Source organism: Streptomyces sp. Ru71, from assembly GCF_002920535.1.
Taxonomy (GTDB): domain Bacteria; phylum Actinomycetota; class Actinomycetes; order Streptomycetales; family Streptomycetaceae; genus Streptomyces.
The window spans coordinates 18,480-44,049 of the sequence record NZ_PQSS01000062.1 but is presented as its reverse complement, the minus strand read 5'-3'; the positions used below and the strand labels follow the sequence as shown (position 1 = coordinate 44,049).

General features: G+C 67.6%; 30 protein-coding genes. 24 read left to right on the top strand and 6 right to left on the bottom strand.

What is annotated here, in order from left to right:
• Positions 1–1,165, bottom strand: a 1,165-nt coding sequence (locus C3489_RS28365) for a glycosyltransferase (protein ID WP_103784931.1), incomplete at its 3' end; no start/stop codon positions are given.
• Between the two features lie 422 nt (positions 1,166–1,587).
• Here C3489_RS28365 and C3489_RS28355 point away from each other — a divergent pair.
• From C3489_RS28355 to C3489_RS28325, 7 genes are all read left to right on the top strand, one after another.
• Positions 1,588–1,827, top strand: coding sequence for a chaplin (locus C3489_RS28355; protein ID WP_103784929.1), 240 nt, complete (start codon positions 1,588–1,590; stop codon positions 1,825–1,827).
• Between the two features lie 282 nt (positions 1,828–2,109).
• Positions 2,110–2,883, top strand: coding sequence for a hypothetical protein (locus C3489_RS28350; protein ID WP_103784928.1), 774 nt, complete (start codon positions 2,110–2,112; stop codon positions 2,881–2,883).
• A gap of 201 nt (positions 2,884–3,084) precedes the next feature.
• Entirely contained in the window at positions 3,085–3,363 is a 279-nt protein-coding gene (locus C3489_RS28345; RefSeq protein WP_103784927.1) for a hypothetical protein, read from the top strand.
• Between the two features lie 349 nt (positions 3,364–3,712).
• Positions 3,713–4,210, top strand: coding sequence for a DUF5949 family protein (locus C3489_RS28340; protein WP_103784926.1), 498 nt, complete (start codon positions 3,713–3,715; stop codon positions 4,208–4,210).
• 205 nt (positions 4,211–4,415) lie between these two features.
• On the top strand, positions 4,416–4,925 hold the full coding sequence (locus C3489_RS28335) for a hypothetical protein (protein ID WP_103784925.1): 510 nt from the start codon (positions 4,416–4,418) through the stop codon (positions 4,923–4,925).
• 275 nt (positions 4,926–5,200) lie between these two features.
• The gene (locus C3489_RS28330) at positions 5,201–5,689 is read left to right on the top strand and encodes a tyrosinase cofactor (RefSeq protein WP_103784924.1); all 489 of its coding nucleotides are present in this window, start codon (positions 5,201–5,203) and stop codon (positions 5,687–5,689) included.
• Positions 5,673–6,539, top strand: coding sequence for a tyrosinase family protein (locus C3489_RS28325; protein ID WP_103784923.1), 867 nt, complete (start codon positions 5,673–5,675; stop codon positions 6,537–6,539). The genes C3489_RS28330 and C3489_RS28325 overlap by 17 nt, the downstream gene beginning before the upstream one ends.
• 108 nt (positions 6,540–6,647) lie before the next feature.
• On the opposite strand, the gene C3489_RS28320 is transcribed toward C3489_RS28325, so the two are convergent.
• Together C3489_RS28320 and C3489_RS28315 are read right to left on the bottom strand one after the other, a co-directional pair.
• A complete protein-coding gene (locus C3489_RS28320; RefSeq protein ID WP_103784922.1) occupies positions 6,648–6,962 on the bottom strand; it encodes a chaplin in 315 nt (104 codons plus the stop codon).
• Positions 6,963–7,177: 215 nt separating this feature from the next.
• Positions 7,178–8,140 (bottom strand): D-2-hydroxyacid dehydrogenase family protein, encoded by a 963-nt coding sequence (locus C3489_RS28315; RefSeq protein WP_103784921.1) that lies wholly within the window; start codon positions 8,138–8,140, stop codon positions 7,178–7,180.
• 154 nt (positions 8,141–8,294) lie between these two features.
• On the opposite strand from C3489_RS28315, the gene C3489_RS28310 reads away from it, so the two are divergent.
• Positions 8,295–9,062: a hypothetical protein gene (locus C3489_RS28310; RefSeq protein ID WP_103784920.1), complete on the top strand. Its 768-nt coding sequence runs from the start codon at positions 8,295–8,297 to the stop codon at positions 9,060–9,062.
• A 206-nt stretch (positions 9,063–9,268) separates the two neighbouring features.
• On the opposite strand, the gene C3489_RS28305 is transcribed toward C3489_RS28310, so the two are convergent.
• Positions 9,269–9,517: a hypothetical protein gene (locus C3489_RS28305; protein ID WP_258054990.1), complete on the bottom strand. Its 249-nt coding sequence runs from the start codon at positions 9,515–9,517 to the stop codon at positions 9,269–9,271.
• Between the two features lie 52 nt (positions 9,518–9,569).
• Positions 9,570–10,325: a GntR family transcriptional regulator gene (locus tag C3489_RS28300; RefSeq protein WP_103784919.1), complete on the bottom strand. Its 756-nt coding sequence runs from the start codon at positions 10,323–10,325 to the stop codon at positions 9,570–9,572.
• A 79-nt stretch (positions 10,326–10,404) separates the two neighbouring features.
• Here C3489_RS28300 and C3489_RS39595 point away from each other — a divergent pair, with 79 nt between their 5' ends.
• From C3489_RS39595 to C3489_RS38415, 8 genes are all read left to right on the top strand, one after another.
• The gene (locus tag C3489_RS39595; RefSeq protein WP_103784918.1) at positions 10,405–10,683 is read left to right on the top strand and encodes a hypothetical protein; all 279 of its coding nucleotides are present in this window, start codon (positions 10,405–10,407) and stop codon (positions 10,681–10,683) included.
• 520 nt (positions 10,684–11,203) lie between these two features.
• Entirely contained in the window at positions 11,204–11,425 is a 222-nt protein-coding gene (locus C3489_RS28280; protein ID WP_103784915.1) for a hypothetical protein, read from the top strand.
• 7 nt (positions 11,426–11,432) lie between these two features.
• The gene (locus C3489_RS28275; protein WP_103784914.1) at positions 11,433–12,164 is read left to right on the top strand and encodes a GntR family transcriptional regulator; all 732 of its coding nucleotides are present in this window, start codon (positions 11,433–11,435) and stop codon (positions 12,162–12,164) included.
• Entirely contained in the window at positions 12,161–12,463 is a 303-nt protein-coding gene (locus C3489_RS28270; protein WP_103784913.1) for a hypothetical protein, read from the top strand. The genes C3489_RS28275 and C3489_RS28270 overlap by 4 nt, the downstream gene beginning before the upstream one ends.
• A gap of 439 nt (positions 12,464–12,902) precedes the next feature.
• Complete coding sequence (locus C3489_RS28265; RefSeq protein ID WP_103784912.1) at positions 12,903–14,264, top strand: hypothetical protein; 1,362 nt, start codon at positions 12,903–12,905, stop codon at positions 14,262–14,264.
• Positions 14,261–14,824, top strand: a complete 564-nt coding sequence (locus C3489_RS28260; protein ID WP_103784911.1) for a hypothetical protein — start codon at positions 14,261–14,263, stop codon at positions 14,822–14,824. The genes C3489_RS28265 and C3489_RS28260 overlap by 4 nt, the downstream gene beginning before the upstream one ends.
• Before the next feature lie 50 nt (positions 14,825–14,874).
• Positions 14,875–16,737 (top strand): AAA family ATPase, encoded by a 1,863-nt coding sequence (locus C3489_RS28255; RefSeq protein WP_258054989.1) that lies wholly within the window; start codon positions 14,875–14,877, stop codon positions 16,735–16,737.
• Between the two features lie 888 nt (positions 16,738–17,625).
• Positions 17,626–20,388 (top strand): hypothetical protein, encoded by a 2,763-nt coding sequence (locus C3489_RS38415; RefSeq protein WP_146075359.1) that lies wholly within the window; start codon positions 17,626–17,628, stop codon positions 20,386–20,388.
• 340 nt (positions 20,389–20,728) lie between these two features.
• Here C3489_RS38415 and C3489_RS28245 read toward each other — a convergent pair whose 3' ends face one another.
• Positions 20,729–21,193: an NUDIX hydrolase gene (locus tag C3489_RS28245; protein WP_181139889.1), complete on the bottom strand. Its 465-nt coding sequence runs from the start codon at positions 21,191–21,193 to the stop codon at positions 20,729–20,731.
• Between the two features lie 18 nt (positions 21,194–21,211).
• Between C3489_RS28245 and C3489_RS28240 the strand changes: the two genes are divergently transcribed.
• The 8 genes from C3489_RS28240 to C3489_RS28210 all read left to right on the top strand — a co-directional run bounded on the left by C3489_RS28240 (position 21,212) and on the right by C3489_RS28210 (position 25,495).
• Positions 21,212–21,991 carry a GntR family transcriptional regulator gene (locus C3489_RS28240; protein ID WP_103784908.1) on the top strand — a complete coding sequence of 260 codons (780 nt, stop codon included), beginning with the start codon at positions 21,212–21,214 and terminating at the stop codon, positions 21,989–21,991.
• Positions 21,992–22,130: 139 nt separating this feature from the next.
• Positions 22,131–22,487 (top strand): hypothetical protein, encoded by a 357-nt coding sequence (locus tag C3489_RS28235; RefSeq protein ID WP_103784907.1) that lies wholly within the window; start codon positions 22,131–22,133, stop codon positions 22,485–22,487.
• Between the two features lie 2 nt (positions 22,488–22,489).
• Positions 22,490–23,845 (top strand): FtsK/SpoIIIE domain-containing protein, encoded by a 1,356-nt coding sequence (locus C3489_RS28230; protein WP_103784906.1) that lies wholly within the window; start codon positions 22,490–22,492, stop codon positions 23,843–23,845.
• 84 nt (positions 23,846–23,929) lie between these two features.
• Entirely contained in the window at positions 23,930–24,094 is a 165-nt protein-coding gene (locus C3489_RS38845; RefSeq protein ID WP_181139888.1) for a hypothetical protein, read from the top strand.
• The gene (locus C3489_RS28225) at positions 24,094–24,777 is read left to right on the top strand and encodes a DUF2637 domain-containing protein (RefSeq protein ID WP_103784905.1); all 684 of its coding nucleotides are present in this window, start codon (positions 24,094–24,096) and stop codon (positions 24,775–24,777) included. The genes C3489_RS38845 and C3489_RS28225 overlap by 1 nt, the downstream gene beginning before the upstream one ends.
• 19 nt (positions 24,778–24,796) lie before the next feature.
• Positions 24,797–24,988, top strand: coding sequence for a mobile element transfer protein (locus C3489_RS28220; protein WP_031098944.1), 192 nt, complete (start codon positions 24,797–24,799; stop codon positions 24,986–24,988).
• 12 nt (positions 24,989–25,000) lie between these two features.
• Positions 25,001–25,156 carry a hypothetical protein gene (locus C3489_RS28215; protein WP_103784904.1) on the top strand — a complete coding sequence of 52 codons (156 nt, stop codon included), beginning with the start codon at positions 25,001–25,003 and terminating at the stop codon, positions 25,154–25,156.
• 21 nt (positions 25,157–25,177) lie between these two features.
• Positions 25,178–25,495, top strand: coding sequence for a SpdD-like protein (locus C3489_RS28210; protein ID WP_103784903.1), 318 nt, complete (start codon positions 25,178–25,180; stop codon positions 25,493–25,495).
• The last annotated feature ends 75 nt before the right edge of the window (positions 25,496–25,570 follow it).

Below are 25,570 nucleotides of genomic sequence, written 5' to 3'. Positions count from 1 at the left end.
AGTGGATGGACTCCCTGCACTCGGAGGGCACGGGTGCGGGCCGTGCGCCGAGCACCTCGCGGTAGACGTCCGCGAGTCGTTCGGCGGTGTGCCGCACGTCGTGCGTGGACAGGACGTGACGGCGTGCCAGCCGGCCCAGCGACGCGCACAGTCGGGGGGCGCGCAGCAGCCCGGTGACGGCGGCGGCCAGCGCGGCCGGGTCCGCGGGCGGCACCAGACCGGGACCGGCGAGCGCGGCCGGGAGGCTCTCCCGGGCCCCGTCCACGTCCGTGACCACCACGGGCCGTGCGCAGGCCATCGCCTCCAGCGGGGCCAGGGCCATGCCCTCCCAGCGGGAGGGCAGCACCACCAGGTCGGCGGCCCGGTACCACGGCAGGGGATCGGCGACGGCGCCCGGGAACAGCACGGAGCGCGGGGCGCGGGAGCGCAAGGAAGCGCCCTCGGGCCCGTCGCCGACCAACGCCAGCCGGGCGCCGGGCACTTCGCGGGTCACGGTGTCCCAGGCCGCCAGCAGGACGTCCTGTCCCTTCTGCCGGCACAGCCGTCCCACGCACACCACGAGCGGGGCCTTCCCGGCCAGGTCCGGCAGCAGCGCGGCGCGAGCGGGGGCGGCGGGGGCGGGCCGGAAGCGGCCGGGGTCCACGCCGTTGGGGACGACGGACCAGCGCCCGCGCACCCCGGCGCGTACACCCCGCGCGCGCTCCGCCTCGCTCACGCACACCACCCGGGACGCCCAACGCGCCCCCCACCGCTCCCAGGCCGCGGTCAGCGCGGCCACCGGCCCGCCGACCGCCTCGAAGGACCAGGCGTGCGGCTGGAACACGGTCGGGATGCGGCCGCGCACCGCCAGCCGCCCGGCGAGCCCGGCCTTCGCGCTGTGCAGATGCACCACGTCCGGGCGGACCTCGGCGACCAGGCGCGTCAGACTCCCCACCTCCCCGGCGAGGCCGGCGCCCGGCGCACGGGTGGCGTGCCAGGGCCGTACATCCGCGCCGAGGGCGCGCACCGCGGCGGCGAGCGGGCCGTCGGGGCAGGCCACCGCCACCTCCCAGCCGGCGCCGAGCTGGGCGCGCGCCAGGTCGGTCACGACCCGGGCGACCCCACCCTCCACGGGCTGCGAGACATGCAGCACCCGGGCCCGAGGGGCGGTGGCTGACTGGTGCATGGCGCGGTTTCCTCGCTCACGGATGGTCCTCGTCACGGGCGGGAACGCGTCTGCTGCCGGTCGTCGATGGCGACGAAGAGCGCGTCGGCCCATGCCGCGTCCCGCTGGGAAACGAGCCGGCGGGCCGGCTGGTCACCACCGCGCCGCGATGCCTTGGCCAGATCGAACGCATGGGCGATCCTGTTCGCACAGGTGGTCGGAGGGCTCCGCTGTCGGAGAGATCCCGTCGGGCGCCTCGGAGGCCGCAACTCTAGTCGGCAATCGGACCAATGCGGTGAAATCCGGCAAGTGTGTCGGGGTGGTGAACCGTGGCCGCGGGTGCATCACCCCTTTGGCGGCACAACTCCCCAGGGGGTCACGCGTTGACACAGCGCCGGGCAATCGCCCGGGTGTTTTGCGTCAACCCCAAGGAGCACCTCTCCATGTCGCGTATCGCGAAGGGCCTGGTCCTGACCTCCGCCGCCGTCGCGGCCGTTGCCGGTGGCGCCGGCGTCGCCGCCGCTGACAGCGGCGCGGGTGCCGCCGCCCACGGTTCGCCCGGCGTCATCTCGGGCAACGTCGTGCAGGTCCCGATCCACGTTCCGGTGAACGTCTGCGGCAACACCGTCGACATCATCGGCCTGCTGAACCCGGCCTTCGGCAACACCTGCGTCAACGACTGACGTCGGACGCACCCCCCCGACCGGCCGTCCTTCCGTCTCCGGAAGGGCGGCCGATCCGCGTGTGCCCGGTCCGGGTGCGCGCGGTCCGCGTGTGCCCCGAACGGGCGGAAGCGGGGGTGACCCGCGTGGCGGGACTTGACCGGCCGGCCCGGGCGTCTCACCAGGGCAGGACGACGGTGGTGCGGCGAACGGGTGATCACCCTGCGCATCCGATCGGTTGCGGGGTGCACCCACCCCTCGCACGGTGGGCTTGAGAACCCTCGCCCACCGAAAGGAACCCCCATGCGTGGTCTGTCCGTCCGGCACGTCGCGTCCACCGCACTGTGCGCCACCCTCGCCCTCGGCCTCGCCGCCCCCGCCGCCATGGCGGCCGACGCCACCCACGAGGGCACCCGTGCGGCGTCCCGTACGCCGGAACCCGACGCGGACACGGTGCTCGACCAAGTCGTGGACCTGGGCGACCTCGGCAAACTGCTCACCCCGGTCACCGACCTGCTCGGCTCCCTGCTCAAGGACGACGACCCGGACGTCACCGCCGCAGAAGCGGACGACCTCACCGATGCCGTGCAGGACGCCCTCGCCGACGTCCAGACGTCCCTGCCGTCGTCGTCCACCGCCACGGTCACCACCACGCCGAGCACGGCGGCGACGCCGAGCACCGCAGCCACGCCGAGTACGCCTACCACGCCGAGTACGCCTGCCACTCCGAGTGCGGCGGCCACGCCCAGCACCGCCGCCACGCCGAGCACGGTGGCCACCCCGGCCAATCAGACGGACGCCGCGCTCGCCGACCTGCAGAAGGCCATCGACGCCCTGGTCAAGGCCACCAGCTCGATGAACACCGCCCAGGTGGGGCCGGCCACCACCGGCCTCGTGAACGGCGTGGTCAACCTCGTCAACGCCACCCTCAAGGACAGCGGCGTGTCCAGCACGGGCCTGACCGGCCTCACCGGCCTGACCGACGTGCCGGCGGTGTCCACACTGCCCGCGCCCCTCCCGGCGACGCCGGCCGTGGCGACCCCGGCCGTGGCGACGCCTGCGCCGACGGCCTCGTGAGGCGTGCGCGGTCGGCGGGCGAAATTCCAGAGATCTCATATGACGTTGAGAAACGCCGATGAGACACACCGTTCAATCGGGTGGGATTCCGGGTGCGTTGCAGAAATTTCTGCGCACCCGGTTTCCGTGTCCGGCGGGAGTCGTTAGGCACGGCGTCACCATTCCCCTGAGGCGACCTGGGTTGCCGAAGAAAGGAACACGATGAAGTCCCTGAAGGCTGCAGCGGTCGTTGCCGGGTCCATGGTCCTCGCGGGTGCCGCCGCGCCCGCGTTCGCCTACAACACCGCCGACCTCACGCCGACCAGCCTCAACGGCGCCGTGAACTCGCTCACCAAGGGCCCCATCGACGTCATGCCGCTCAAGCACCAGTCGGACGCGCTGGACACCGAGAACAAGGACTCGGCCCTCAGCACGGTGAAGGGCGCCACCGCCACCCTGAACAAGAGCGGCCTGCTCGGCGGACTGCCGCTGGGCGGCTGAGCGGGGGCACGCCGCCGCCACCTCACGGGGCCGGCTCCGCCGGGCCGGGGCGCACCGCACCCGCCCGGACGCCGAGCCGGCCCTCGGTCGTGTCCGCGACGCTTTTCGAGACGGATCCCTCGGCGGTGTCCGCGGCGCTTTTGGGCACGGATCCCTCGGTGGTGTCCGCGGCGCTTTTCGGCACGGATCCCTCGGTGGTGTCCGCCGGCTCTTCGAGGCGGGTCCCTCTGCCGTGTCCGCGGCGGGCTGTTCGACACGGGTCCCTCGATCGTGTGGAGCACCGGCGTGCCGTCGTCCGGTCGGGTGAGAGCGGGCCGGGCGGCGAGAGGACCGCCGATATGGTCGCGCGGTGACCTCAACCTCCACCGAAGCCCCCTTCCGCGCCGACGACCTGGGCACCCTCGTGATGATGCCCTGGAGCGGCGAGGCGCCCGACGGCGCCGACATGCCGTACCTCCTCGTCTACTCCCTCGGCGACACCGCCGACGGCCCCGACGGGACGGCCGCCGCGATCGAGCGGCTGCTCAGCGGCCACGGCCTGCCCGTCGGCGGCGACCTGGTCGACGGCACCGCCCGGCCCAGTCTGCCGGTGAGCCTGCTCGTCGAGTCCGGCGCGGCCATCGTCACCCTGCCACCGCTGGTCGCACAGTGCCTCCCGCCGCAGGAGTGGATCGCCGCCGCCTCCGCCCGCGGCTACGCCTACCTGGTGTTCACCACGCGCGCGTGGCCCGAGGCCGAGCCCGGCAAGGCCGTCGAGCCGGAGGCCCTGGCGGAGTTCGCCGGCGCCGAGGAGACCCTGCAGGCCGCCGCGCACATCGTTCTGCCGACCCGCAGCGTGCGCCGGTGACGCACTCCCACCGGGCGCGGTGACCGACTCCCCACCGGGCACGGCGGGGACTATCCCTGGGCGCCGTGGAACAGATTGTCCGGCCGACAATCACGCCGTCCTATTACTGCGGCAGCCGGGCGAATTGTGCGCTCGCCGCGTTTTCTGGCTCGTTGAGCGGTACGCACGCCCAGCCTCCGCATTCGTGAAAGGGCCCGTACCCGAAATGAAGTCGACCACCCGAGGAACCCTCGCCGCCGTGTTCACGTGCGTGGCCGCCGCGGCCGGCGCCGCACCCGCCGCCGCCGTGGACGCGGTCCCCGTGCCCGTGCCGCTGAACGGCGTGGAGAAGTCCCTGCACATGGAGCTGCCCGAGGTGGGCGGCGAGGTGCCGGTGCCCAAGCCGGGCTCCCCCGAGGGACCCCGGTACGTCGAGGGCCGCCTGATCCCGGAGCGGGTCGTGCCGCAGCTCCCGGTCGCGGCCGGCCTGCCCGGCGCCGCGCTGCGGTCGCCGCTGCCCCACGTGCTCGGCGACGACTTCGACCACGTAGGCCTCGACGCCCCCGCCTCCGACCTGCGCACCCTCGGCCCGGGCCTGAACCTGGACGCCCCGCTGACCGCCCCGAGGTCCGGCGGCTTCGGCCTGCCCGGCACGAAACTGCCGCAGGCCGGCGTGATCACCCCGGTCCTGCAGACCGTCCCGACGGCGGACCTGGGCCTGGGCCCCGGCCTGTAGGGCACGCTGCACGGCCCGACCGGGCCCGGGTGGACATCGTTCCGCCCGGGCCCGTTGCCGTGTCGCGGCCCCGCGGCCCTCGTTGCGCGGCCTCGTGCGGCCGTATCACCGCGGCGCCCGGACCCGTCGTCCCTGTCCGTCGTATGAGCCGGATGGGCGGCGGTCGGTGACCAGGGCGGGTGTCGGGCGGTTAGCGGTGTCGACACATCTGAGCGGACCCGTCGGCGCCCCGGGACGCGGAGCTGCCGGCGTCCCGGAGCGACGAGGAGCACAGCATGGTCGTGAGCGTCGGGCAAGTGGCGGTGGACGGCGAGGACAAGCCGGCACCGGCCAGATCAGCGGCGGGGCAAGGCACCCGGCGGGAGGTGCTGCGCGGACTGCTCGTACCGGCGATCGCGCTGGCGTTCACGCCGGCCGTCACCGCCTGGCCGCGGCACGCGGCGGACGGCGACGACGAGACCGCGTTCGACGAGACCTACCGCGGCCGCCACATCCAGGGCGTGAAGGTCGCCGACGCGCGCAGCCTGGACGAGGTCGGCTGGCAGGTCACCGTCGACGGCCGCCCGCTGCACCTGATGCGCCGGGCCGACGGCACCTGGCTGAGCATGGTCGACCACTACCGGTCGTACCCGACACCGCTGGAGGCGGCCCGGGCCGCGGTCGACGCCCTCGGCCCCGGGCAGCACCTGCGCGAGACCCCGCTGACCCACGGGGGCCACCGGGTCCACGAGCACACGGGGGGAGAGTATGGCGTACACGCGTAAGAACGTCAGCGCGCTGACCGCCACCGAGAGGCGGCGCTTCGTCGGGGCGATCCTGGAGCTCAAACGCCGTGGTGAGTACGACGACTTCGTGCGGATGCACATCGAGTACTACACGGCCGACGGCGAGGACGGTCTGCGTACGGCGCACATGGCGCCGTCCTTCCTGCCCTGGCACCGCAAGTTCCTGCTGGACTTCGAGCAGGCGCTGCGCCGCCTCGACGACTCGGTGACCGTGCCGTACTGGGACTGGACACGCGACCGCACCACCCGGTCCGTGCCCTGGCGGGACGATCTGCTCGGCGGCAACGGGCGCAGCTGGGACCAGCAGGTGATGACCGGGCCGTTCGCCTACCGCGAGGGCAGGTGGACGATCCGGGAGAACGTCACCGACGGCAGGTTCCTCACCCGGGACCTGGGCCGGGCCCGCGATCCCATCGAGCTGCCGACGGGCACGGAGCTGGAGGCGGCGCTGAACGACCCCGTCTACGACGTCTCGCCGTGGGACTCCACGGTCACCCGGGGCTTCCGCAACAAGCTGGAGGGCTGGGGGACCGGGCGGGGCAGCGCGTCCTGGCGCACCCACAACCGGGTGCACCGCTGGGTGGGCGGCGTGATGCTCGGCGGGGCCTCCGTCAACGATCCCGTGTTCTGGCTGCACCACTCCTTCATCGACCTGCAGTGGTCGCGCTGGCAGCAGCGGCACCGCGGTACCCGCTACCAGCCCGAGCGGCCTCCCGCGCCGGGCAGCGCCCAGCACCGCCGGGTCGTGGCCCGGTACGAGAAGCTGCCGCCGTGGGACGTGACGCCGGACTCGCTGGAGGACGTCGGCCGGATCTACCGGTACGCCTGACATCTACCGGTACGACTGACGCGGCGCGCGACGCGGGCCCGGCCGCGTGCGCGAGAGCCCCGGCGCTCGGAGGTGCCGGGGCTCTCGCGGGGGAAGCGGGGGGCGACGTCAGCTGCCGTAGCCGCCGTTGTCGTCCTCGTCGTAGCCGCCCTTGTCGTCGTCGTAGCCGTCACCCTCGTGGTGGCTGACGTTGGCGCAGGTGTTGCCGAACGCCGGGTTCAGCAGCGCGATGATGTCGACGGTGTTCCCGCACAGGTTGATCGGGATGTGGATGGGAACCTGAACGGCGTTGCCCGACACGACGCCCGGCGAACCGACGGCCGCCGTCCCGGCACCCGCGTCCGCCAGGGCCAGACCGGCTCCGCCGAGCACCATGGCACCCGTGCCGAGCGAGACAACGGCCGCCTTCGCGATGCGAGACATCACATCTCCTTCTTATCGGTGAGCTAGGCGACGGTTCGCCCGCCGCACTGTCCGTTCAACGCGGCGACTGACGCGGGGTCACGGCGTTTTTGGGTGCATCACCCTTTTTGAACAGGGAGTTCCGGCAGACGGGCGGCGGGGGTGGGGACGGGTGGGCCCGGGAGGAAGCGGGAGGAGGTGTGCGCGGACTGCCCACGGCACGTAGGCCGGACTGCTCACGGCAGTTGCCGCAGCGGTGAACCGGCCAGGTAGGCCTGGATGTTCTCCACGGCCTGGCCGTAGTACGTGCGGTAGTTGGCGCGGGACACATAGCCCAGGTGGGGCGTGGCGAGCAGGCGGGGCGCGGTGCGCATCGGATGGCCGGCGGGGAGCGGCTCCACGTCGAAGACATCGACGCCGGCGCCGGCGATGCGGCCCTCGTGCAGGGCGGCCAGCAGGGCGTCCTGGTCGACGATGGCCGCGCGGGAGGTGTTGATCAGGTAGGCGGTGGGCTTGAGCAGGGCGAGTTCGGCCGCGCCGAGCAGTCCGCGGGTGCGCTCGCTCAGCGCGAGGTGGACGGAGACGAAGTCGCTGGAGGCGAGCAGCTCCTCCTTGCTCGCGGCCCGTTCGACGCCGACCTCCTCGGCGCGCTCGGCGGTGAGGTTCTGGCTCCAGGCGCTGACGTGCATCCCGAACGCCAGTCCGACCTGCGCGACCCGGCTGCCGATCTTGCCGAGCCCGAGCAGCCCGAGCCGGCTGCCGTGCAGATCGACGCCGACGGTGGACTGCCAGGGCCCGCCGGAGCGCAGGGCGCCGCTCTCCTCGACGATGCCCCGGGCGAGGCCGAGCAACAGCGCCCAGGTCAGTTCGACGGGCGGGGTGGAGGAACTGGCCGTGCCGCACACGGTGACGCCGTGCTCCTCGGCCGCCGCGTAGTCGATGACGCTGTTGCGCATCCCGGAGGCGATGAGCAGTCGCAGCCTGGGCAGCCGGGCGAGCAGCGAGGCCGGGAAGGGGACGCGTTCGCGCAGGGTGACGACGATGTCGAACTCGGCGAGAGCGGCCGCGAGGGCGTCCTCGTCGGCGAAGTGCGTCCCGAAGGAGACGACCTCGACCTGATCGGCGATCGGTGACCAGTCGACGAGGTCGGTGGCGACGACGTCCTGGAAGTCGTCGAGCAGGGCACAGCGCAGGGGCACGGTGATTCCCGATCGTGGTCGGCGACACGTCATGATCATGCTAGTGGGAAGGAGAGGGACGCGGCAGGCCGGATGACCGTCCGACCCGGGCCGGGTAAAGTGGCGATCTTCGCCCGGCGGAAGCCGTACGGAGTCCCTGAAGGCCGGGTCCCTCATGCAGCGCGCCGACCACCCCGCACACCGCCGTCTCAACGCCGCCCTGGACGAGCTCACCGTCACCTTCGGCGGCATGACCGCGCATCCGGAAGAGCGCAACTGCGAGTGCCACTGGGGCAGCGCGGAGGAGCTCTCCCTGCTGAAGACACCGGACGTGGAACTGGAGCCGGACCTCCTGCGCCGGACCTGGCAGGCCGTCGACTGGGTCGATCACGCGGCCGTGCTGCGCCGCATCCTGCCGCAGTTCGCCAGGGTCCTGGTCGCCGGCCGCGCCGACCCGCTGTTCGGCCTGGAGGAGGCCGGCTCTTCCTTCGCCCGCGGCCGCTGGCAGCAGTGGCCGGAGGAGCAGGCCGGCCCGGTACGCGAGTTCCTGCACGCGTGGTGGGCTTGTGGCCTCACAGACCCGGACGCGGCGGTCCCGGCGCACCAGGTCTTCGCGATGTGCGCAGAGGCGTCCGGAACGGTCGGCCCCTGGCTCGCCGACTGGGAGCAGCAGACCGGCCCCCTCAGCGACCGCCGTCTCGCGGAGGCGGCGGCGGAATGGGAGTACGGGCTGCTGGGAGACAGCCTCCCGTGGAGCGTCGACTGGCACGAGAACGACGAGGAGAAAATGCGCACGGACCTGACAGCCTGGCTCCTCACCCACGCCGCACCGCGCCTCCGCGAGACGGGTGCACCGGAGGACCTACAGCACCGACTAAAACTGCTCGAACTCCCCCCGGAGGCCCGCTGGGCAGCCCCTCACTGGCCGGACCACCATTACTGACGGCTGCCCGACCTGCCGACATCCCGGGGCTTGGCCCTGTCCAGCGGGAGAGCGAACCCGGGTGCCCCCCGGCAGGACCCGAACCTGCGGCTAGGCGCTTAGAAGGCGCTGGGTGGGTTTGGCGCCACCCCATCGCTGACCTGCTGCTCTTACCGCGCCGAGCGCGTCATCGTCTGGCCTTCGACACGCATTCGACCCGGCTCTGACTACTCGTACACCGTCGCTGCTTGCAGAGCTCGCGCGAAGAACGTCCAGTCACCGTCAGGCGGCAACTCACGGCCGGTGTTTTGGTACCAACCGTCCGCGTCGTCGATCCAGGCGGCCAGCGCTTCCAGGAAGCTCGGAAGGCCCGCGTTCTCCCATGAGCTTGCGTCCTCGGTGTGGCTGCGACGCAGGGAACGAACGAAGGCCGCCAGGTCTTCTCTGCTGTCGATGCGGTCAGGCGGAGTCGTCATGCTGCGGACCTTACTCGGCACGCCAAGTTGAAGGCGTCCTGCGCGGGCGGAGCTAGCGGTTGATCGGGATCTCGTAGACGATCTCGCAGTGCGCGGCGGGAACCACGATGTCCGCTGTCTCCACGGGCCGTCCCTCGTCGCTGTAGTACGTCCGCCTGATGTGGGTGACGAGTGCGGACTTCTGAACGCCCAGGAGCGAGGCCTCCTCGGCGGTTGCCTGTCGAGGCTCCGGCTGCTCCACGGCGTGGCTGACGGTGATTCCGATGGCAGCCATGCGGTTCACGACACCCGCCCCGGCGTGCGGCCCTCCCTCGGGGAGGACGACGAGTGTGCCGGCGGTGAGGTCGTACGGCTCCCAACTGGTCGACAGCTGCAACGGCCTGCCATCGGCCAGGAACTCGTACGTCGTGCGGACGCAGAGGTCGCCCTCGGCGATGCCGAGCCGTGCCGCGATGTCCGCCGGCGCCGGAACCTTGGCGTCGGTCCGGCTCTCCCAATCCCCTTGCCTGCCGACGGCCTTCATGTCCGCCCGGAACGGCGACCCATCCGGCCGCTCACGCGCAGACGACCGCACCATGCGCACACGCTGCCGTGGCTCGGCGACGTACGTCCCCGACCCTGCGCGGCCCTCCAACACACCCTGGGAGATCAGCAACTCCTGAGCCCGGCGGACGACGTTCTCACCCACCCCACACTCTTGGCCGATCTGGGCGCGGGACGGCAGGCGATCCCCGGGCTCCCATACGTGTTCCGCGATGCGCCGCCGGAGTTCGTCGGCGATGCGGAGATAGGGCGGCTGCTCAGGCATATGGAAAATCTAGTCCACTAGCACTAATCTAGTTAACTAGCTTCACACAAAGTGATCGCCGGTTGACGGAGGCTGCCCTGTGCCCGCTTCGGGAGTTACTGCGGCGGCCATCGCCGCCCGGCTGTCTGCCGTCGGGCTCCCGGCGCGCATCGAGGAGCACGACCGGTACACGACGGTTGAAGTGGAGGTGCCGGAAACACTGCCCGCCGACTTATGGCGGGAGGTCTTGGAAGTGGTGGCGGAGGCGGACCGCTTCGGTCTCCTCGCCACCAGCCTGAACGGCCGCACCCTCTGGGCGGCCGTACACAAAGCGGTCCCCACGACGGGCGATGTCGGGGGACCGAGCCATCAGCGATAGGAGCTGAGCAGCGTGCTCAACCGTATCCGCCGTGCCGCCTCGCTCACCAGAGAGCGGTACTTCCCCAAGGGCCGGCACCGCCGCCCCCTAATGCCCCACCGGCTCCCGGCTGTTCCCGCTCGTACGACGTCTGTCGGCGAGACGGCCACCCGTGGCCCAGCTCAGAGCGCTCCGAACCACCGACACTTGCTCCGGGGCGAGGACGTCGCGCTTGTGCGTCCGTACGTGCTGGCGTGGGAGAAGCGCGCCCGAAGGCGTGCGCTGGTCGTAACTCCCCACCTACCGGCCGAGGCCTGGTCGGCCCTAGCGGGGGTCCACTGATGCCCCCTCGCAGTCACGTGCGCATCGCCGAGGTCGCGACCATGCCTTACCGATCGACCTCATGCCGGATCGGCACGCACTCCAGCTGCACTGAATCCTCCCCGATCTCCGCGCCGATCGACGTCCCGGTGGTCTACGAGGCGTGCGACTGCCCGTGCCACTCGACGGTCGGCCGGCTCAGGGCTGCGGAGGTAGAGCAGTGATCGAACGGGTACCTGGTGGCGCGCTGGTCTCCAATGTTGAGATCACCGCGGCGACCGTGCAGCGTGGCGACATCATCCAAGTCGGCGGCCGAGCCCACCGTGTGAGCGACCTGTTCCAACTTGCCCAGGGCGCCAAGCAACTCCTCTTCGAGTCGGGCGAGCTGCTGACCATACATGCACGGACCCGGCTCGTCGCCGTGCGTATGAGAAGGCGGTGACTGGTCCATGTCCTCGCGCCATGACGACATCGCCAACGACCTCCGGCACCAAATCACGACTGGCCGCATCAAGCCCGGCGAACGCCTTCCCTCCGAGACTGGCCTGGCCGACCGATTCAAGGTGAGCACCGTGACACTGCGGAAGGCCCTCGCTGTCCTTCAGAGCGAAGGACTCGTCGAGAAGATCCACGGCAAAGGCAACTTCGTCCGTCGCTCACTCCGCAAGATCGTGTACGTCGGCGGATGGGGAACGCTGGACCCCTGGACGGCCGCTGAAGCGGCCCTACGCGTCTCTGTACGCAGCAACACGGTCCAGGCGGACGGTCCCCTGACAACCTTGTTCAAGGTGCCGCAGGGCAGCCCTCTCACAGAGTTCATCTGCATCAGCCACGAGGGGGAGTCACCGCACGGACTTGCCCGGATCTACGTCCCAAGCGACCTGGCACCGGCCGGGATCCTGGACCACGAACCATCGCGCCGCGAAGCGGTGACGAGATTCGCCATCGTCAGCGTGCCGCCGGCTGCTGTTCGGGAGACAGTCTGTGCCCGCCCACCTACGTCGGACGAAGCATCGTCCCTCCGGTCCGACCCCACTGCACCAGTCCTGACGATCACCCGAGTCGCGACTGACGCTGCCGGCCGAGTCGTCGAAGTTGCGCTGCTGGTGTTCCCAGGGAACCGCGTCGAAGGGGTCTTCACTACGCACCCCATGACCGACGAGAGGCTGGCGCAAGCATGACGGCATCAGACAAATTCCGGCTCCTCCCGTGGTCGGGGCCGGAGGGCAAGCCCTGCTACCTGAGCACCGACGACAGGGGCGGCTACATGTCCCGCCTGGCAGACAACATCGAGGCGGTGCAGCTGGGAACAGCGGCAGAGTTACTGGAACAGGCTGCGCAAACTCTCGACGACGAGGACGCCGGCCGGGAGGACGTACGGCAGCTAGCGCAGGAGCTGACTGGGGCTCTGAGAGACGTACTCCGCGTTGCCACCAGCCGCGGTCACCTCCTGGCGGTGAACGAGCCCCCCTCCCTCTGACGGGGAGCGCTATGTTTGCCGACTACAGCCTGTTCAGTGAGGCCTTACTTGCCGGTCTGCTGATCACCGGTTCCGCTGACCAGCGGGCCTGATGAAGTCCACGGCTCTGACCTGGTCGGATGCCGTGGGCTTCTCTCGTTGTTGGTCAGCGTCAGCTGACCTCGGACGGTCCAGGACCGTCCGCAGGGCTGTGCGCCGCGATCAGAACGATGACGTGGCCCGGGCCCGCCTCGACAACTGGCGGGCTGCCGCCAAGTGATCGCCCCCGATGGTGTGTCGACGGACCGCGCCGCACCCAACGATTGCCATCCCCAGTTTCGCCGCCTGACCAGCAGACCCGTAACGACTGAACGTGTGTGCGAAGTGAGCGTCTTGACTGATCGGTCTTGGGTACGCACAGTTAACCCATGTGTGTCGGGGGGTGACATTGGAGTCGCTTGTGGGGGTGGAGAGCGCGCGGCAGTTGTTTTTCTCCTTGCCTCAGCTCGACGACTCGGGTGCAGACACCCTGGACCGGTATAACTGGCAGGCCTCCATGGCAGCTGCGGACGGGCTTCGCCTCTACCTCGACGCGCTCGACGACGACGGGCGCCCGTCTCAGGACATCGACTGCCGAATCGTCTGTGAGTACCACGAGGACTGGGCGGCGGTCGATGGAGATGCAGTTGAACTCGTCTCCGCGAAGCACCGAGATGTGACAACCGGGCCCTTCACGACCATCAACAGCCTCGCGGATGCAGGTGGCGTGGCCCACCTCTTCGGTCGCTGGCACGCTCTCAGCGAGACCCCCACTTGCCGCATGGTCACTACCTTTGGCCTGTCGCCGGAGGTGCAGAAGCTTGAAAAGGCATGGGAGAAGCTAAGAGAGCTTCGCCTCGCGCATCAACCTCTGACCGTGCCTGAGGAGCACCGCAAGCCCGTTATCGATCTTTGTCAGGCGCTTCGCTCCTACTGCAAGGAACTACCCCCGGGGTGGGCGCCGGCTGACAGACCCATGCCATCTCCGACCGATGCGGAGATCGCGCAAGTGGTCCGCTTCATGGCCGTGCTGGACGTGGAAGCGGGAAAGCTCCCCCGTGACCACCTTGGGTACGCTGCGGCGAACATGTACGCGCGACCCTTATGCGACCACCTGCGGCTCGCAATCGACCCCGAGTCCGTCTGGGCCGCCGTGCACGACATCTTCTATGCGCGCATGCGCAAAGCAGGGCGTGTGCCGACTGGAAAACTGCCCGCGGTGCTGGCGTACAGGATTGGTGCGACTTCACCCAGTGCGGCGCAGTTGGAGCGAGCACTCGTCAACCGAATCGTCACACTGCATGACATAGACCTGGCAGTCAGGACCGCCATCTCTCAGCCCCACGGTTACCGGCCGCTTCCTCGCCTTCAGCGCACCACAAAGCTCGCCGTGAAGATGTCAGCGGGGCAGTGTCCAGACAACAGCATCGAGCGGGCTGAGCATCTGGCACAGGAGTACAGAGACTTCTGGCGCGAGGAGCGTAGCGGCAACCCTAGTGCTCGAGTGGCTCAAGCGCGCCTAGATCGTTACTTGTTGCGCATAAGTGATGAAGCAACCCAAAGCACCCTCTCTGAGGCGCCGCGAGGGCCTGCCTTCTGGCGGGAAGTTCAGCAACTCATTGCAGCCTCGCCACCTGCTGACATGCCGAGCGGCATGGACCCCGAGCTCTTGCTCGGAGGAATCTGTGAACTGACCAGCCAGTGCAAGGTGTGGTTCAGTGATCGTTTCGACGTAGACCAAGCTATCGAGGCTATCCGACGAGGACAGGGGCAAACCTCATGAGCGACGCCCTTGACCGTGCCCTGTTGCGCGAGGACCTTGCTTACCACCAAGCGCGTGTCCTACTTCTGGTGACGGCTGTGGCCGGCACCGCTGGCCACAGCGGCAAGCTCGACGGTCTCACCAAGCTGGCTAAGCTCGATTTCCTATTGCGTTACCCAGCCTTGGCTTCGACCGTTCTTGACCCTCTTAATCCTCGCGATGAACGGCTGGCACTGGCTCCTGAGGAATTGGCAGCACCTACCGAAGTTGAGGCGCCGATGACTCGATACAAATATGGACCCTGGGACGACCGTTATTACGCCATCATTGGCGCTCTCGTGGGACGCGGCCTGCTTCGCTACACCAAGGGCCGCAGGGGAAGCGTGGCATTGGTCCCGACGCCGCAAGGAAAAAGGCTGGCAGCGGATCTGGCCAATACTGAGGCGTGGGAAACTATTACAGAACGCTGCGAGGCAGTAGCGGAAGCCTCAGCAAATATGACCGGAAATACTCTGAAGGACCTCATCTATGAGCGGCTGGCAGATCTAATGGACCGCCCCCACAGGGAGGTAATTCAGTGACTACGAAATTTCGCCTCGAAAAGGTAACCATCCACTCTACCGAGGGACCGGTGGAGTACCAGTTCCCGTCTGACATCACCGTGTTGGCTGGCCCCACTGGTGTTGGCAAGACAACACTCCTTGAGCTGATTAAATGGGGCCTTGGAGGCGATGGTCAGCTCGCTCCAGTGGTCACAGATAAAGTTCAGGATCTTTCGCTGCAAATCTCTATCGGAAGCGATCGTTTCCGTCTTTCTCGTAGCGTCGATCCACAAAAGCGAAACAACGTACGCGTCACAGATCTAGTGACCGGTGATCGGCTTCCAGACCATCAGGTGAAGTCAGGTGAACCCAGCCTCAACACACTCCTCATGACGAGTCTGGGGCTTCCTAACGATATGCGCGCCGCCGCACAAACAGGCCGTAGCACAAAAGCAGGCGCCCGCATTACGTTCGCGGACATCTTCACCTACATGTACATTCCGCAATCTGAAATAAACCGTGATATTGCGAGAAGCCAGGACTCGTACCTGGAGCCGAAGCGCAAAGCAGTGTTCGAACTTCTCTTTGCGCTCGCCGATCCAGAGCTGTTCGAGAGCCGCTCACGAGCGAATACACTTAAAGGATCAGTCGACGAAGCAGAGGACCATCACCGAAAAATTCTCCAGTTCTTGCGTGACAGCAACACGCAAAGCCGCGAAGAGGCGCAGCGAGAACTCGACAAAGCCCTTACCGCGCAGCGGGAGGCCGAGGAGCAGAGGGCGCAACTTCGCGACGATATCGACCCCGTAACTGATCGCGAGACCCAGGCCCTGCGGGACCTGCTCAATGAAGCCGAGCGAAGCTTGGCAGATGCCCGCAATGCCGAAGTTAGCCTCGGCAGGCAGAAAGAGGAGCTGTCCAGCGAGCGCCGTCGGGTAAATTCTGACCTGGCCCGCCTTAATCGAATGCGCGACGCGGGAGAGCGGCTCGCGCAAATCGAGTTCACCACCTGCCCCCGATGCATGCAGGCACTCAAGAACCGCGAAGTACCCCATGGGCATTGCAGGCTTTGCCTCCTCCCGGACGAGGCTGCATCCACGGACGAGCTCGACCATTACGAGACAGTGCAGCTCAAAGACCAGCTGGAGGAAATGGAAAAGCAGTTGACTTTTGTTGAGCAACAGACGCGGAATGCGCGGCAGTTGATTTTGGACCGGCAGGAACTCGTGCGTCATCTTGAAGCTGCAATCGATGCACGGACGGCTAATCGTGTCAGCCCGCGACTCCAGGCATACACAGACATCTCGGAAAAGATTGCGGCAGCACGCACTGCACAAAAGCACTTCGAGAACGTCTTGCAGCAATGGGACCGGGTCTCAGATCTGGCCCGGACTGAAGAGGGGCTAAGGAAGGATTATGAACGACTTGTTCGGGCGATCGAGCAGAAAGAGGCAGATCTAAAGACTCGACGCGCATACATTGTTCGTGAGATTTCCAAGGAATTCAATCGAGTTGTCTCTGACCTGCAAATCCCGGGAGTCGAAGAGGCTAGCATCCACGAAACAAACTACCTCCCGCTGCTCAACGGCAAGCCATTTCGGCAGTTCTCCAGGGGGGGCGGCATCGTGACGGCAACTCAAGTTGCCTACTGGACCGCGCTTATTGCGGTAGCCCTGCGAGAAAGGGACGTCCCATACCCGACCTTCCTCCTCATCGACAGCCCTCGTCTGGCCCTGAATGAGGAACAAGACCTCACCTCCGGGCTATATCGGCGGCTAGTGACTCTAGCACAGGCAAACGAAGGACGAGTTCAGATAATCATCGCCGACCATGCCCTTCCTGCTGCATACCGAAAAGACTATGCCGAGATCGATTTCAGCTACAAAAAGCCAACGATCAGCTCGATCAAGCACCCAGGGAAGGGAAGCGTTAAGCCACTGGTTTCTGCCTAACCCAACCAGATACAGCACGCGGTCAAGTGCCTCGAGGGGCAATCAGGCCTTGGTGGGCTTGTCCGCCGGCGCTTCGCACTACCGCGTTGAGCTGTCAGGCGCCCTTGCCATCAGCGCTGCCGTCACTGCCGTCGGCCGCAGCTTCGGCAGCCGTTGCGTCATCGTTGGATGTCAGCGGAATGGCTGCGGCACAGAACAGACCTCCCATGGCCCGTCCGGCCGGTCGGCCCAGCGCCACCAGACCTGTCGGTCGGCGCAAGTGCACAGCGACCGACAAATCCGCCGACCATCGTCCTCCCGCTCGGAGAGCTCTTTAGTGAAGCGACTGCTTCGTTTCGAAGCAACTTGGGAAGGGCGGGCTGAGGTCCTGGGCTGGGGTACTTTTCACCTGCTCTGACGGTCCGCAGACGTTCGAATTCATTCGCCGTTGTTCGACGGCGTGCTCATGCAGTTAGATACTCACCTCAGACACGGCATCGTTGGTCCACTTGGCCGTACTCGGCTGACGGCCGGCCCCTTCGATGGACGCCGTCTGAACCTGAGCCGACGACAGTCAGCCACGATGGCGGGTCGCTGACCGACCAGGTTTGCGTATGCCTCGCTGTACCTCCATCGATCTCAGCCACGCTACCGATGCTGTTGACCAGAGCGAGTCACGACGATCGATCCGTTACGACGATGCCTGGCCCCTCAGCTTGGGAAGCTTGGGTTGTCCGGTGCCAGTTGCCATGTTGCCCTGCGGCTAGGCCGTGATGAGGCCGGCCCTGGGTCGTACACGCGCGACGAGCAATACTCCGGGTGGCTCCGCTACAAGTGCTGTGTGGGTGCGTGGCCCGCTGAGTCGTCTTAGGGTCGGCGCCGAGGGGGCCGACATGCGAGGTGTTCAGCGTGTGGAAAAGCTTGGCACGAGGTGGTGTCGCCGCGGTACTCACTGCCCTGGTAGTCGTCACACCTGCACGAGCAGTGTCAGCGGCGCCGTTCGACGCTGCGGCGGAAGCTATCTGCACCACGGCGAAAGGGCAGCAGCAGGCCGGATTCCTTAAGCGAGCGGAGGACCTTTACGCCAGCGTGAAGGTAGGCGATGCGCGGAAGAACTGCGCGGTCACCGGATTAAAGAGCGTGGCTGAGCAACGTGAGCGCGCAGCGGAAAGTGTCATCGAGGGCCAAAATCTAATCCGAGCCGGAAAATTTACTGAGGCCGAGGCCGCTTTTCGTTCTGCGCTAGCGATGGACCGAGGCAACACAAACGCCTCGAACGGTATCGCGGAGGCGCTCAATCTTCAGAATCGCCCCAATGCCATCGCGTCGACCGTTTGGGATCGATTTTACCGCGACTGGGGCGAGCCCCTCGGTAAAATGCTGCTGTTCAGCGCGGTCGCACTGGCGATCCTTTACACATTGGCTAGCCTGTCGTCGCGCCTTTTCGTCGGTACCCGGACGGTAGCGTGGCGACGGAATTACAGATGGGCTGTCGGCACCCTCGGCTTCCTTTTGATTTTCAGCGCGGCTGTGATGCTTCCGCTCTACGCTATGTTTAAGCCATTCACCGTGAAGGGGACGCTTACTAATTGGGTCGCCGGTATGGTTATTTTGTTCGCATTGGGTGTGGTAATTCTGGCCATCGTTGCCTCCGCTGGCAAGCGTAGCGACTGGAAACACTGGCTGGCATTGCTTATTTTCCTCGGTGTCGCCGTCGTGATTTCGAGTTCTCTGCTGTTGGCTCCGAGAAAGTCGCCGGGTGTCCAGGCGGCCGGTGTTGTGGCGGTGCTTGGATTGACCGGGGTGGCAGTGGTGTTCGTCCTGCTTTCTCACTGCCCTATGAAGATCAGGATGTGGCTATCGATCTCTCTCGGCGTAGCAGTCTTGGTGGCGAGTAGCCTGCTCCTAGTTCCGTTGGAGAATGCCGGACGGTTGATTGCATCCTACGTTGTTCTTACAACAATGGGCGTTGCCCTGACAGGGGCGACACTGGGGCAGAATCTGCGGTTGCAGGTCGAGGTTCAAAATGTCGACGGTACAGTGAGTGCGGGCTCCACGGACTACCTGCTTGCAAGAATGAGGGGGCTCGGCACAGAATCCCCCGAGGAGCTTGATCGCGCCACTTCCGTCCTGGCATCCATGCCGCTAAGTAAAATCACTAGTGAGGATCTAAGCGCGCTGCCTGCGGGTAAGGTAGCCGGCTCATTGTCACGCCTATTCTTCGCTATCAGACCGGACCTTACCTGGCGTGCGCGAGTCACCCTCGTGGATGCAGACCGAGTCGCGATGTCCCTGTCTCGTAACGGACGGCATGTCGAAAGCGCGGTCTTCAGCAGGCGAGATCTCGGCCTCGCTGCCGTCTCACCTGGGCTTGATGAAACCGAGAAGACTGCCGCGCAAAATAGGGCACGCGCACAACTGCTTACCGGAGCTGCCGCCTTCATTCTCCTTCACCTCAGCGAAGTGCACGTAGAACTAAAGGATGATCTATACGGGGCCGAGCGGTGGCAGAGCGTTACTCTGCAGGTTATCGCGACGAGCCGATCGCTGATCGATGATAGCGAGGGGAGCGATGCTGCACGCGTGGAATTGCTGAGCCGCGCGATGGATGAGGATCCCCAATATGCGCTTGCGCGCTATGAATATATGTGCATGACTTTCAAGCGCATTCCGGATGACCAGACCAATTACGCGGCTTTTGCGAAGTCCATCGATGAGCAATATGACAAGCTTGGTCTATCGACCAATGATAATGAGGGGTCGGCCCCGCTTCGAATTCGAATCATGTACGACAGCGCTACCCAGTGGCTCAACGGTTACCTGAACGAGACGCCGCGCAGGCCGGAGATGCTGCAGCGAGCTGCTGAATCCGTTGCGAGGCTTAAGGCCTTGTGTGAAAGGGAATGGAAAGGAAAGCAGCTACGTCAGCAAGCCAAGCGGATGCTTCAATTTGTCGCGAACTTGGAGCACTGCATCGAGGTGCTGCGTGGAGTCTCCCCAGGGGCGGATGCGACATGGCTGCACCCTCACGAACATGCTGCTTCACCAAGACTGGCCTGGGATCATGCATGCCTGGATTGCTTTCTGGCAGAGCTTCCCAGCCAGGACCGCGTACTGCGACTTGGGCAGGCAATCGAAGATTTGGAGTTCGCTCTCGCCACCAACGACGACAGGAATGCTGCGACGGCAGACCCTTGCTTCAAACCATTGTTCTCCGACCACCGATTCAGGCGACTAGTAGGCTTTACCCCTCCACGCCAATTTTTGGACCTGCCGACACTAGCTCCGCATAAGATCCCACTGAGCGAGGTGGGTATCAACTCGGCCCTCGACCTCGAACGCCGGACACGGAGTACAGAGCAGCAAGACCAGTTGGCTGCTCACCTGAAAGTCTCCCGAGTAGTGATCGACCAGATGCGAGAGGTAGCTCTGTTGGCGCAGATCGATCCGAACCTGAATGACCCCGGCATGCTTTACCTGCTTATCGGGCAGAAGGTCAGCTCGCCAGCAGCCCTGCGTGAGAGGGTGAGTCGAAAGCCAAGGCAGTTTGTCCGCCAACTCCGCAGCCAGGCGCGGAAGGACAACGTGCATCCACTCGGGCTGAAGCGGCTGCGGGCTCGGCATTGGCTACGCGCGGCACGAGCAACCGCTGATGGGGCCCTTGCGCCCTGAAGGCAAACATGTCAGCAGGTCGGCGGAGCGGCTTTGGGCTGGAGCTGCTTTGGGGCGAGTGATCATGGCCCCGTAAGCTTGCGGCGCGTCGGGCAGTCTGTGGACCTGCCCGGTAAAGCACGACGTTGGGGCCATGATCTTAGAGGCTCGCCCCAAAGTGGCTGCCTAAAGCCGTGGAGCCGACCGCCCCAGCCACAGCGGGTTTCCCTCCACGATGTGCCCGCAGCCGCCGAGCGCGCCGCCGGGCGCGGCCAGCCGGGGCGGAGACAGGAGGCAGGCCGCGCCGCAGAGGCGGCGCGCGCCCGCGCCGTGCGCGGGCCTTGATGAAGTAGAGAAAGTCTTATCCCGCTGGGATGAGGTGCTTCCCGTCGTGGCTCCTCACGTGAGGGCCGTTGCCGTCCAAGGCGTCCAAGAGCCTGATCGCGTAGACCTCGGCCATGCGCTCGCTGACCTCGTCGGGCGTGAGCCACTCGACGGCTGTCGACTCGCTCGACGTGCGCTCGGCGCCGCCGGATGGCTTGCAGCGGAAGACCAGGGCCACGACTCCTCGGGTGGTGTTCTTGTAGACGCCGGTCAGCTCGTCCACCTCGACCTGGATGCCTGTCTCCTCCAGGACCTCGCGGGCTACGCCGGCTTCCGGGGTCTCGTCGAGTTCGAGCACTCCGCCGGGCAGTTCCCAGGTGCCGTTGTCGGCACGGCGAATCGCCAGGAGCCGCCCGTCTTCACGCACCACCACCCCGGCTACGGATACCGAGTGCAGCGGCGCGGGCGGTGCTCCTTGTGATTCACTCATGTACAGGAGCATAGGAGGCAGAGAAGGACTATGGGAACCGCAGCAGGAGGTGAGCGGTCCGTACCCCGGTACGTGCAGATCGCCGAGGAGATCGTGGACCAGATCCGGGCTGGTGTCCTCAAGCCCGGCGACATGGTGCCGAGTGAATCCGAGCTGGTCGAGCGCTACGGCGTGTCCGGCGGGACGATCCGCAAGGCCATGGTCGAGGTCCGGGCTAGCGGGCTCGTCGAGACCCGGCACGGCAAGGGCTCGATCGTGAAGGACCGGCCGCCGGTGCGGCACCGCTCCTCCGACCGCTTCCGCCGCTCGCACCGCCGCGGTGGCAAGGCCGCGTACCTCGCCGAGTCGGCCCGGTCCGGCGCCACTGCCAAGGTGAGCGTCCTCTACATCGGGCCCATGGAAGCCCCGCAGGATGCGGCCCGACGGCTCGGCGTCGAGGCCGGCGCCCAGGTGCTCGCCCGACGGCGCCTCTACTTCCGCAACGGCACCCCCGTCGAGACCGCCACCTCCTACCTCCCCTGGGACGTGGTGAAGGAGATCCCGGAGCTGTTCGCCGAGAACCCCGGCGGCGGCGGCATCTACGCCCGACTCGAGGAGCACGGGCACGAGTTCGCGGAGTTCGTCGAGACCTTGCAGGCGCGGCCGGCCTCCAAGGCGGAGGCGTCGGAACTCGCCCTCAGTCCCGGTGCACCCGTGGTCCACCTGATCCGCGAGGCACGTACGACCGAGGGCCGCGTCGTCGAGGTCTGCGACACGCTCATGGCCGCTGACCAGTTCGTTTTCGAGTACCGCATCCCGGCTGCCGACTGACGCACGCTCAACTACCCGCAACCCGTCGCGACTTCTGAGCCGCGGCGGGTTGACTCATGTATAGGAGTGATGCACTCTTCTTCATGTCACTCATGTACATGAGTGACGGAGTCCCACCTCTGTAGAGGAGTGCTTTGCCATGCGTCAGATCCCCGTCGACACCGCCGCCGCCACCGTGATGGTCGCCAAGGCCCCGCAGCCTAAGGTGAAGGACCGCCGCACCGGCGAGATCGCCGTGGACGCCGACACCGGCGCCAAGCTCATGACCGTCGACGTGATGTTCGCGGCCCACGAGGAGGTCGAAATCCTCTCCATCACCGTCCCCGAGACCGGCATCTCCGGCGACTTGGCCATGGGCACTCCGGTCGCCCTGACCGGGCTCATCGCCCGCCCCTGGGAGAACGAGTTCAACGGCCAGAAGCGGCACGGCATTGCCTTCCGCGCGGTCGCCGTGACGTCCCTCGCCGACATGGCCGCGAAGGCGAAGGCGGCCTGACCATGACCGCCTTCACGGTCACGCTCGTGCTGGTCGTCGCCACTGCGGGGCTCCTGCGGTGGCGGCGCCCCGCCTGGTACTGGCTGACCTTCGGGGTCACCCTCGCCGCGATCCGCGTCCTCGTCCGGTACGCCTCGGTCATGGACGCCTGCGGACTGACCGTCCCGCCCTCCCGCTGGCGCCTCGCCCTGGCCCGGATGACCAACCGGCCGGTCCCGGAGTCCCGCCCGCCGCGCATTCTGAGCCTGCGGCCCACCCGCACCGGCCTGGTCTTACGGCTCAAGCTGCGGCCCGGACAGGACGCCTTCGACTTCGCCGCCGCCTCCGACCGGCTCCGCCACTCGTTCTCGATGTACGGCGTCACCTCGCGTGAGCTGCGCTCGGGCGTGATCGAGCTGCGGATGACCGGCTACGACGTACTCAAGCGGGTGCAGATGCCCGCCCGGCTCGACACCCGCCCGATGCGGGTCCCGGTCGCCCTGCGCGAAGACGGCTCGGTCCACTACCGCGACTACCGGGCGATACCCCACGCCCTCACCCTCGGTGCCACCGAATCCGGCAAGTCCGTCTACCAGCGCAACCTCGTCGCCGGCCTCGCCCCCATGGACGTCGGCCTGGTCGGCATCGACTGCAAGCAGGGCGTCGAACTCTTCCCGCTCGCCCGCCGCTTCTCCGCCCTCGCCGACAACCCCGACACCGCCGCCGAACTCCTCGACGCACTCGTGACCCGCATGGAGGACATCTACCAACTCATCCGCGCCGAACAGCGCATCACCGCCGACACCCCGGACGCCGAAATCGCCGCCGACATCTGGGACCTGCCCGACCACCTCCGCCCGACCCCCATCGTCGTCCTGGTCGACGAGGTCGCCGAACTCGCCCTCTTCGCCACCAAGGAAGAAGAGAAGCGACGCGACCGCATCATCACCGCCCTGGTCCGCCTCGCCCAGCTCGGCCGCGCCGCCGGCATCTACCTCGAAATCTGCGGACAGCGCTTCGGCTCCGAACTCGGCAAGGGCATCACCATGCTCCGCGCCCAGCTCACCGGCCGCACCGCCCACCGCGTCAACGACGAGACCAGCGCCAACATGGCCTTCGGCGACATCTCCCCGGACGCCGTCCTGGCCGCCATCCAGATCCCCGCCGAGATGCGCGGAATCGCCATCGCCGGTGACTCGACCGGCGGCTGGCACCGCATCCGCGCCCCGCACACCTCGCTCCGCCAGGCCGCGAACATCTGCAACCGGCACGCCGACCGCACCCCGGAACTGCCCGAACTGGCTCCGTTCCGCCCTGTGCTGACCGGCACCTCCGCTACACCGGTGCCGCTGTCCAAGGCAGCCCCCGTAGCGGCCTGACTCCCCGCCCCTCCGCGGTCGGCGCGACCGCCTTCGCGTCAAGTCCCTACCCCCGCCATGCCTGATGAAGGGAGAACGACCGCCATGTGCCCCGACTGCGAGGACTTCGCCCGCACCGTGCTCCTGCTCGGCCAACTCGCCCTCTACGCCGACACGAACGGCGCTGACCTCGACTTTGTCGAAGCCGTCAGCCCCTCGCTGGCCGCCTCGCTCCCCGAGCCGCCCGACACCGCCGCCGAGGGTTCCTGATGACCACCCGACCCGGCCTGCGCGTCGACGCCGTCCTGGTGCAGGCCGTCATTGCCGGAGCCCTGTCCTTCGCCCACCTGCACGACCTCGCCGCCGCTGCCGGACAGGACGGCTGGAAAGCATGGGCCTACCCGGTCAGCGTCGACCTGCTCCTGGTCGCCGCGTGGCGACGGCTCCGCAGCGAGGGACCCTCCCGGCTCGCCTGGTCCTGGTTCCTCATCGCCCTGTTCGCCTCGCTCGGCGCCAACGTCGCCACCGCCGGATTCCTCGACCTGGCCGACCCGCCCGCCCTGCTCCGCCTCGGCATCGCCGGATGGCCCGCACTGGCCTTCCTCGGCGGCACCCTGCTCGCCCACTCCGCCAAGCACCAGCACCAAACGCAGCCGGAACCGCCGGCATCCAAGCCCGAGCCGGCCACCGTCCCCGAGCCGGACCTTGTTCCGGAGCCCGAACCAGAACCCCTGGCTCCCGCAACCGACGAGCCCCAGCCCCCGCGAGCCGACGAGCCCCCGGCATTTCCGGCCCCGTCCCCCGCGGTTCCCCCCGTCCTCGTCGACCACGCCCGCAAGGTCGCCGATGAGTACCGCATCCGCACGGGCTCCCCGATCGACACCGACACTCTCCGCGCCCGCCTCGGCGTCCCGCCGCACCTGGCCGACGCCATCGCCGCCCACCTCGCCTGACCAGGAAGGAGCACCAGCCATGCCCGCCCGCGACAACTTCCACTCCGTGATGCGGATCGGCCCGGTGCAGATCGGTACCCACCGCGACCGCAACGGCCAGACCAAGCACGCCGCCGTGTGCAGCTCCGACGGCTGCGGCTGGTCCGCCGACTACACCAGCCAGACCGCCGCCCAGCTCGCCGCCCGCACTCACCGCTGCCGCGTCCGCTAGGAGGCAACCGCCATGCAGGTCCCGCTCTGGTTCGCGCTCCTCGCCGTCGGCTACCTCGGCGTCAAGCTCATCCGCCCGCCCGCCTGGCTCATCGCCGTGCTGCTCCTCGGCGGCTTCCTCCTGGCCGACAGCGTCCTGGCCCCTGCGATCAACAGCCTCATCAAGTAACCGCCCGAAGGGAGATCACCGATGCTCCGCCCGAAGATCCCCACCATGCCCACGCCGACCGGCCTCACCAACCCGCCCGCCGTCGTCGAGCCGACCACCATCACCCCGAGCGCCCCGCCCCCGCCGGCCACCCCGGCGCCTGCAACGCCGTCCCGGCCCACGGTCCAGCTCACCCCCGGCACCGCGCTCGCCCTCGTCGGCGGCGGCACCGCCGTGGTCCTGGTCGTCGGCGCCGTCCTCGTCTCGATGCTCCTGGCCGTCGCCATCACCGGCGCCTCACTCGCCATCTGCACCCTGGTGATCCGCTCGCTCGTCCACGCGGACACCAAGCGACGCTGACCGGCCCCCGGGCGGCCTCGATACCGCCAAGCATCCGCCGCCCGGGCGCCGTCCCTATCCGATCTCGCAACCGGA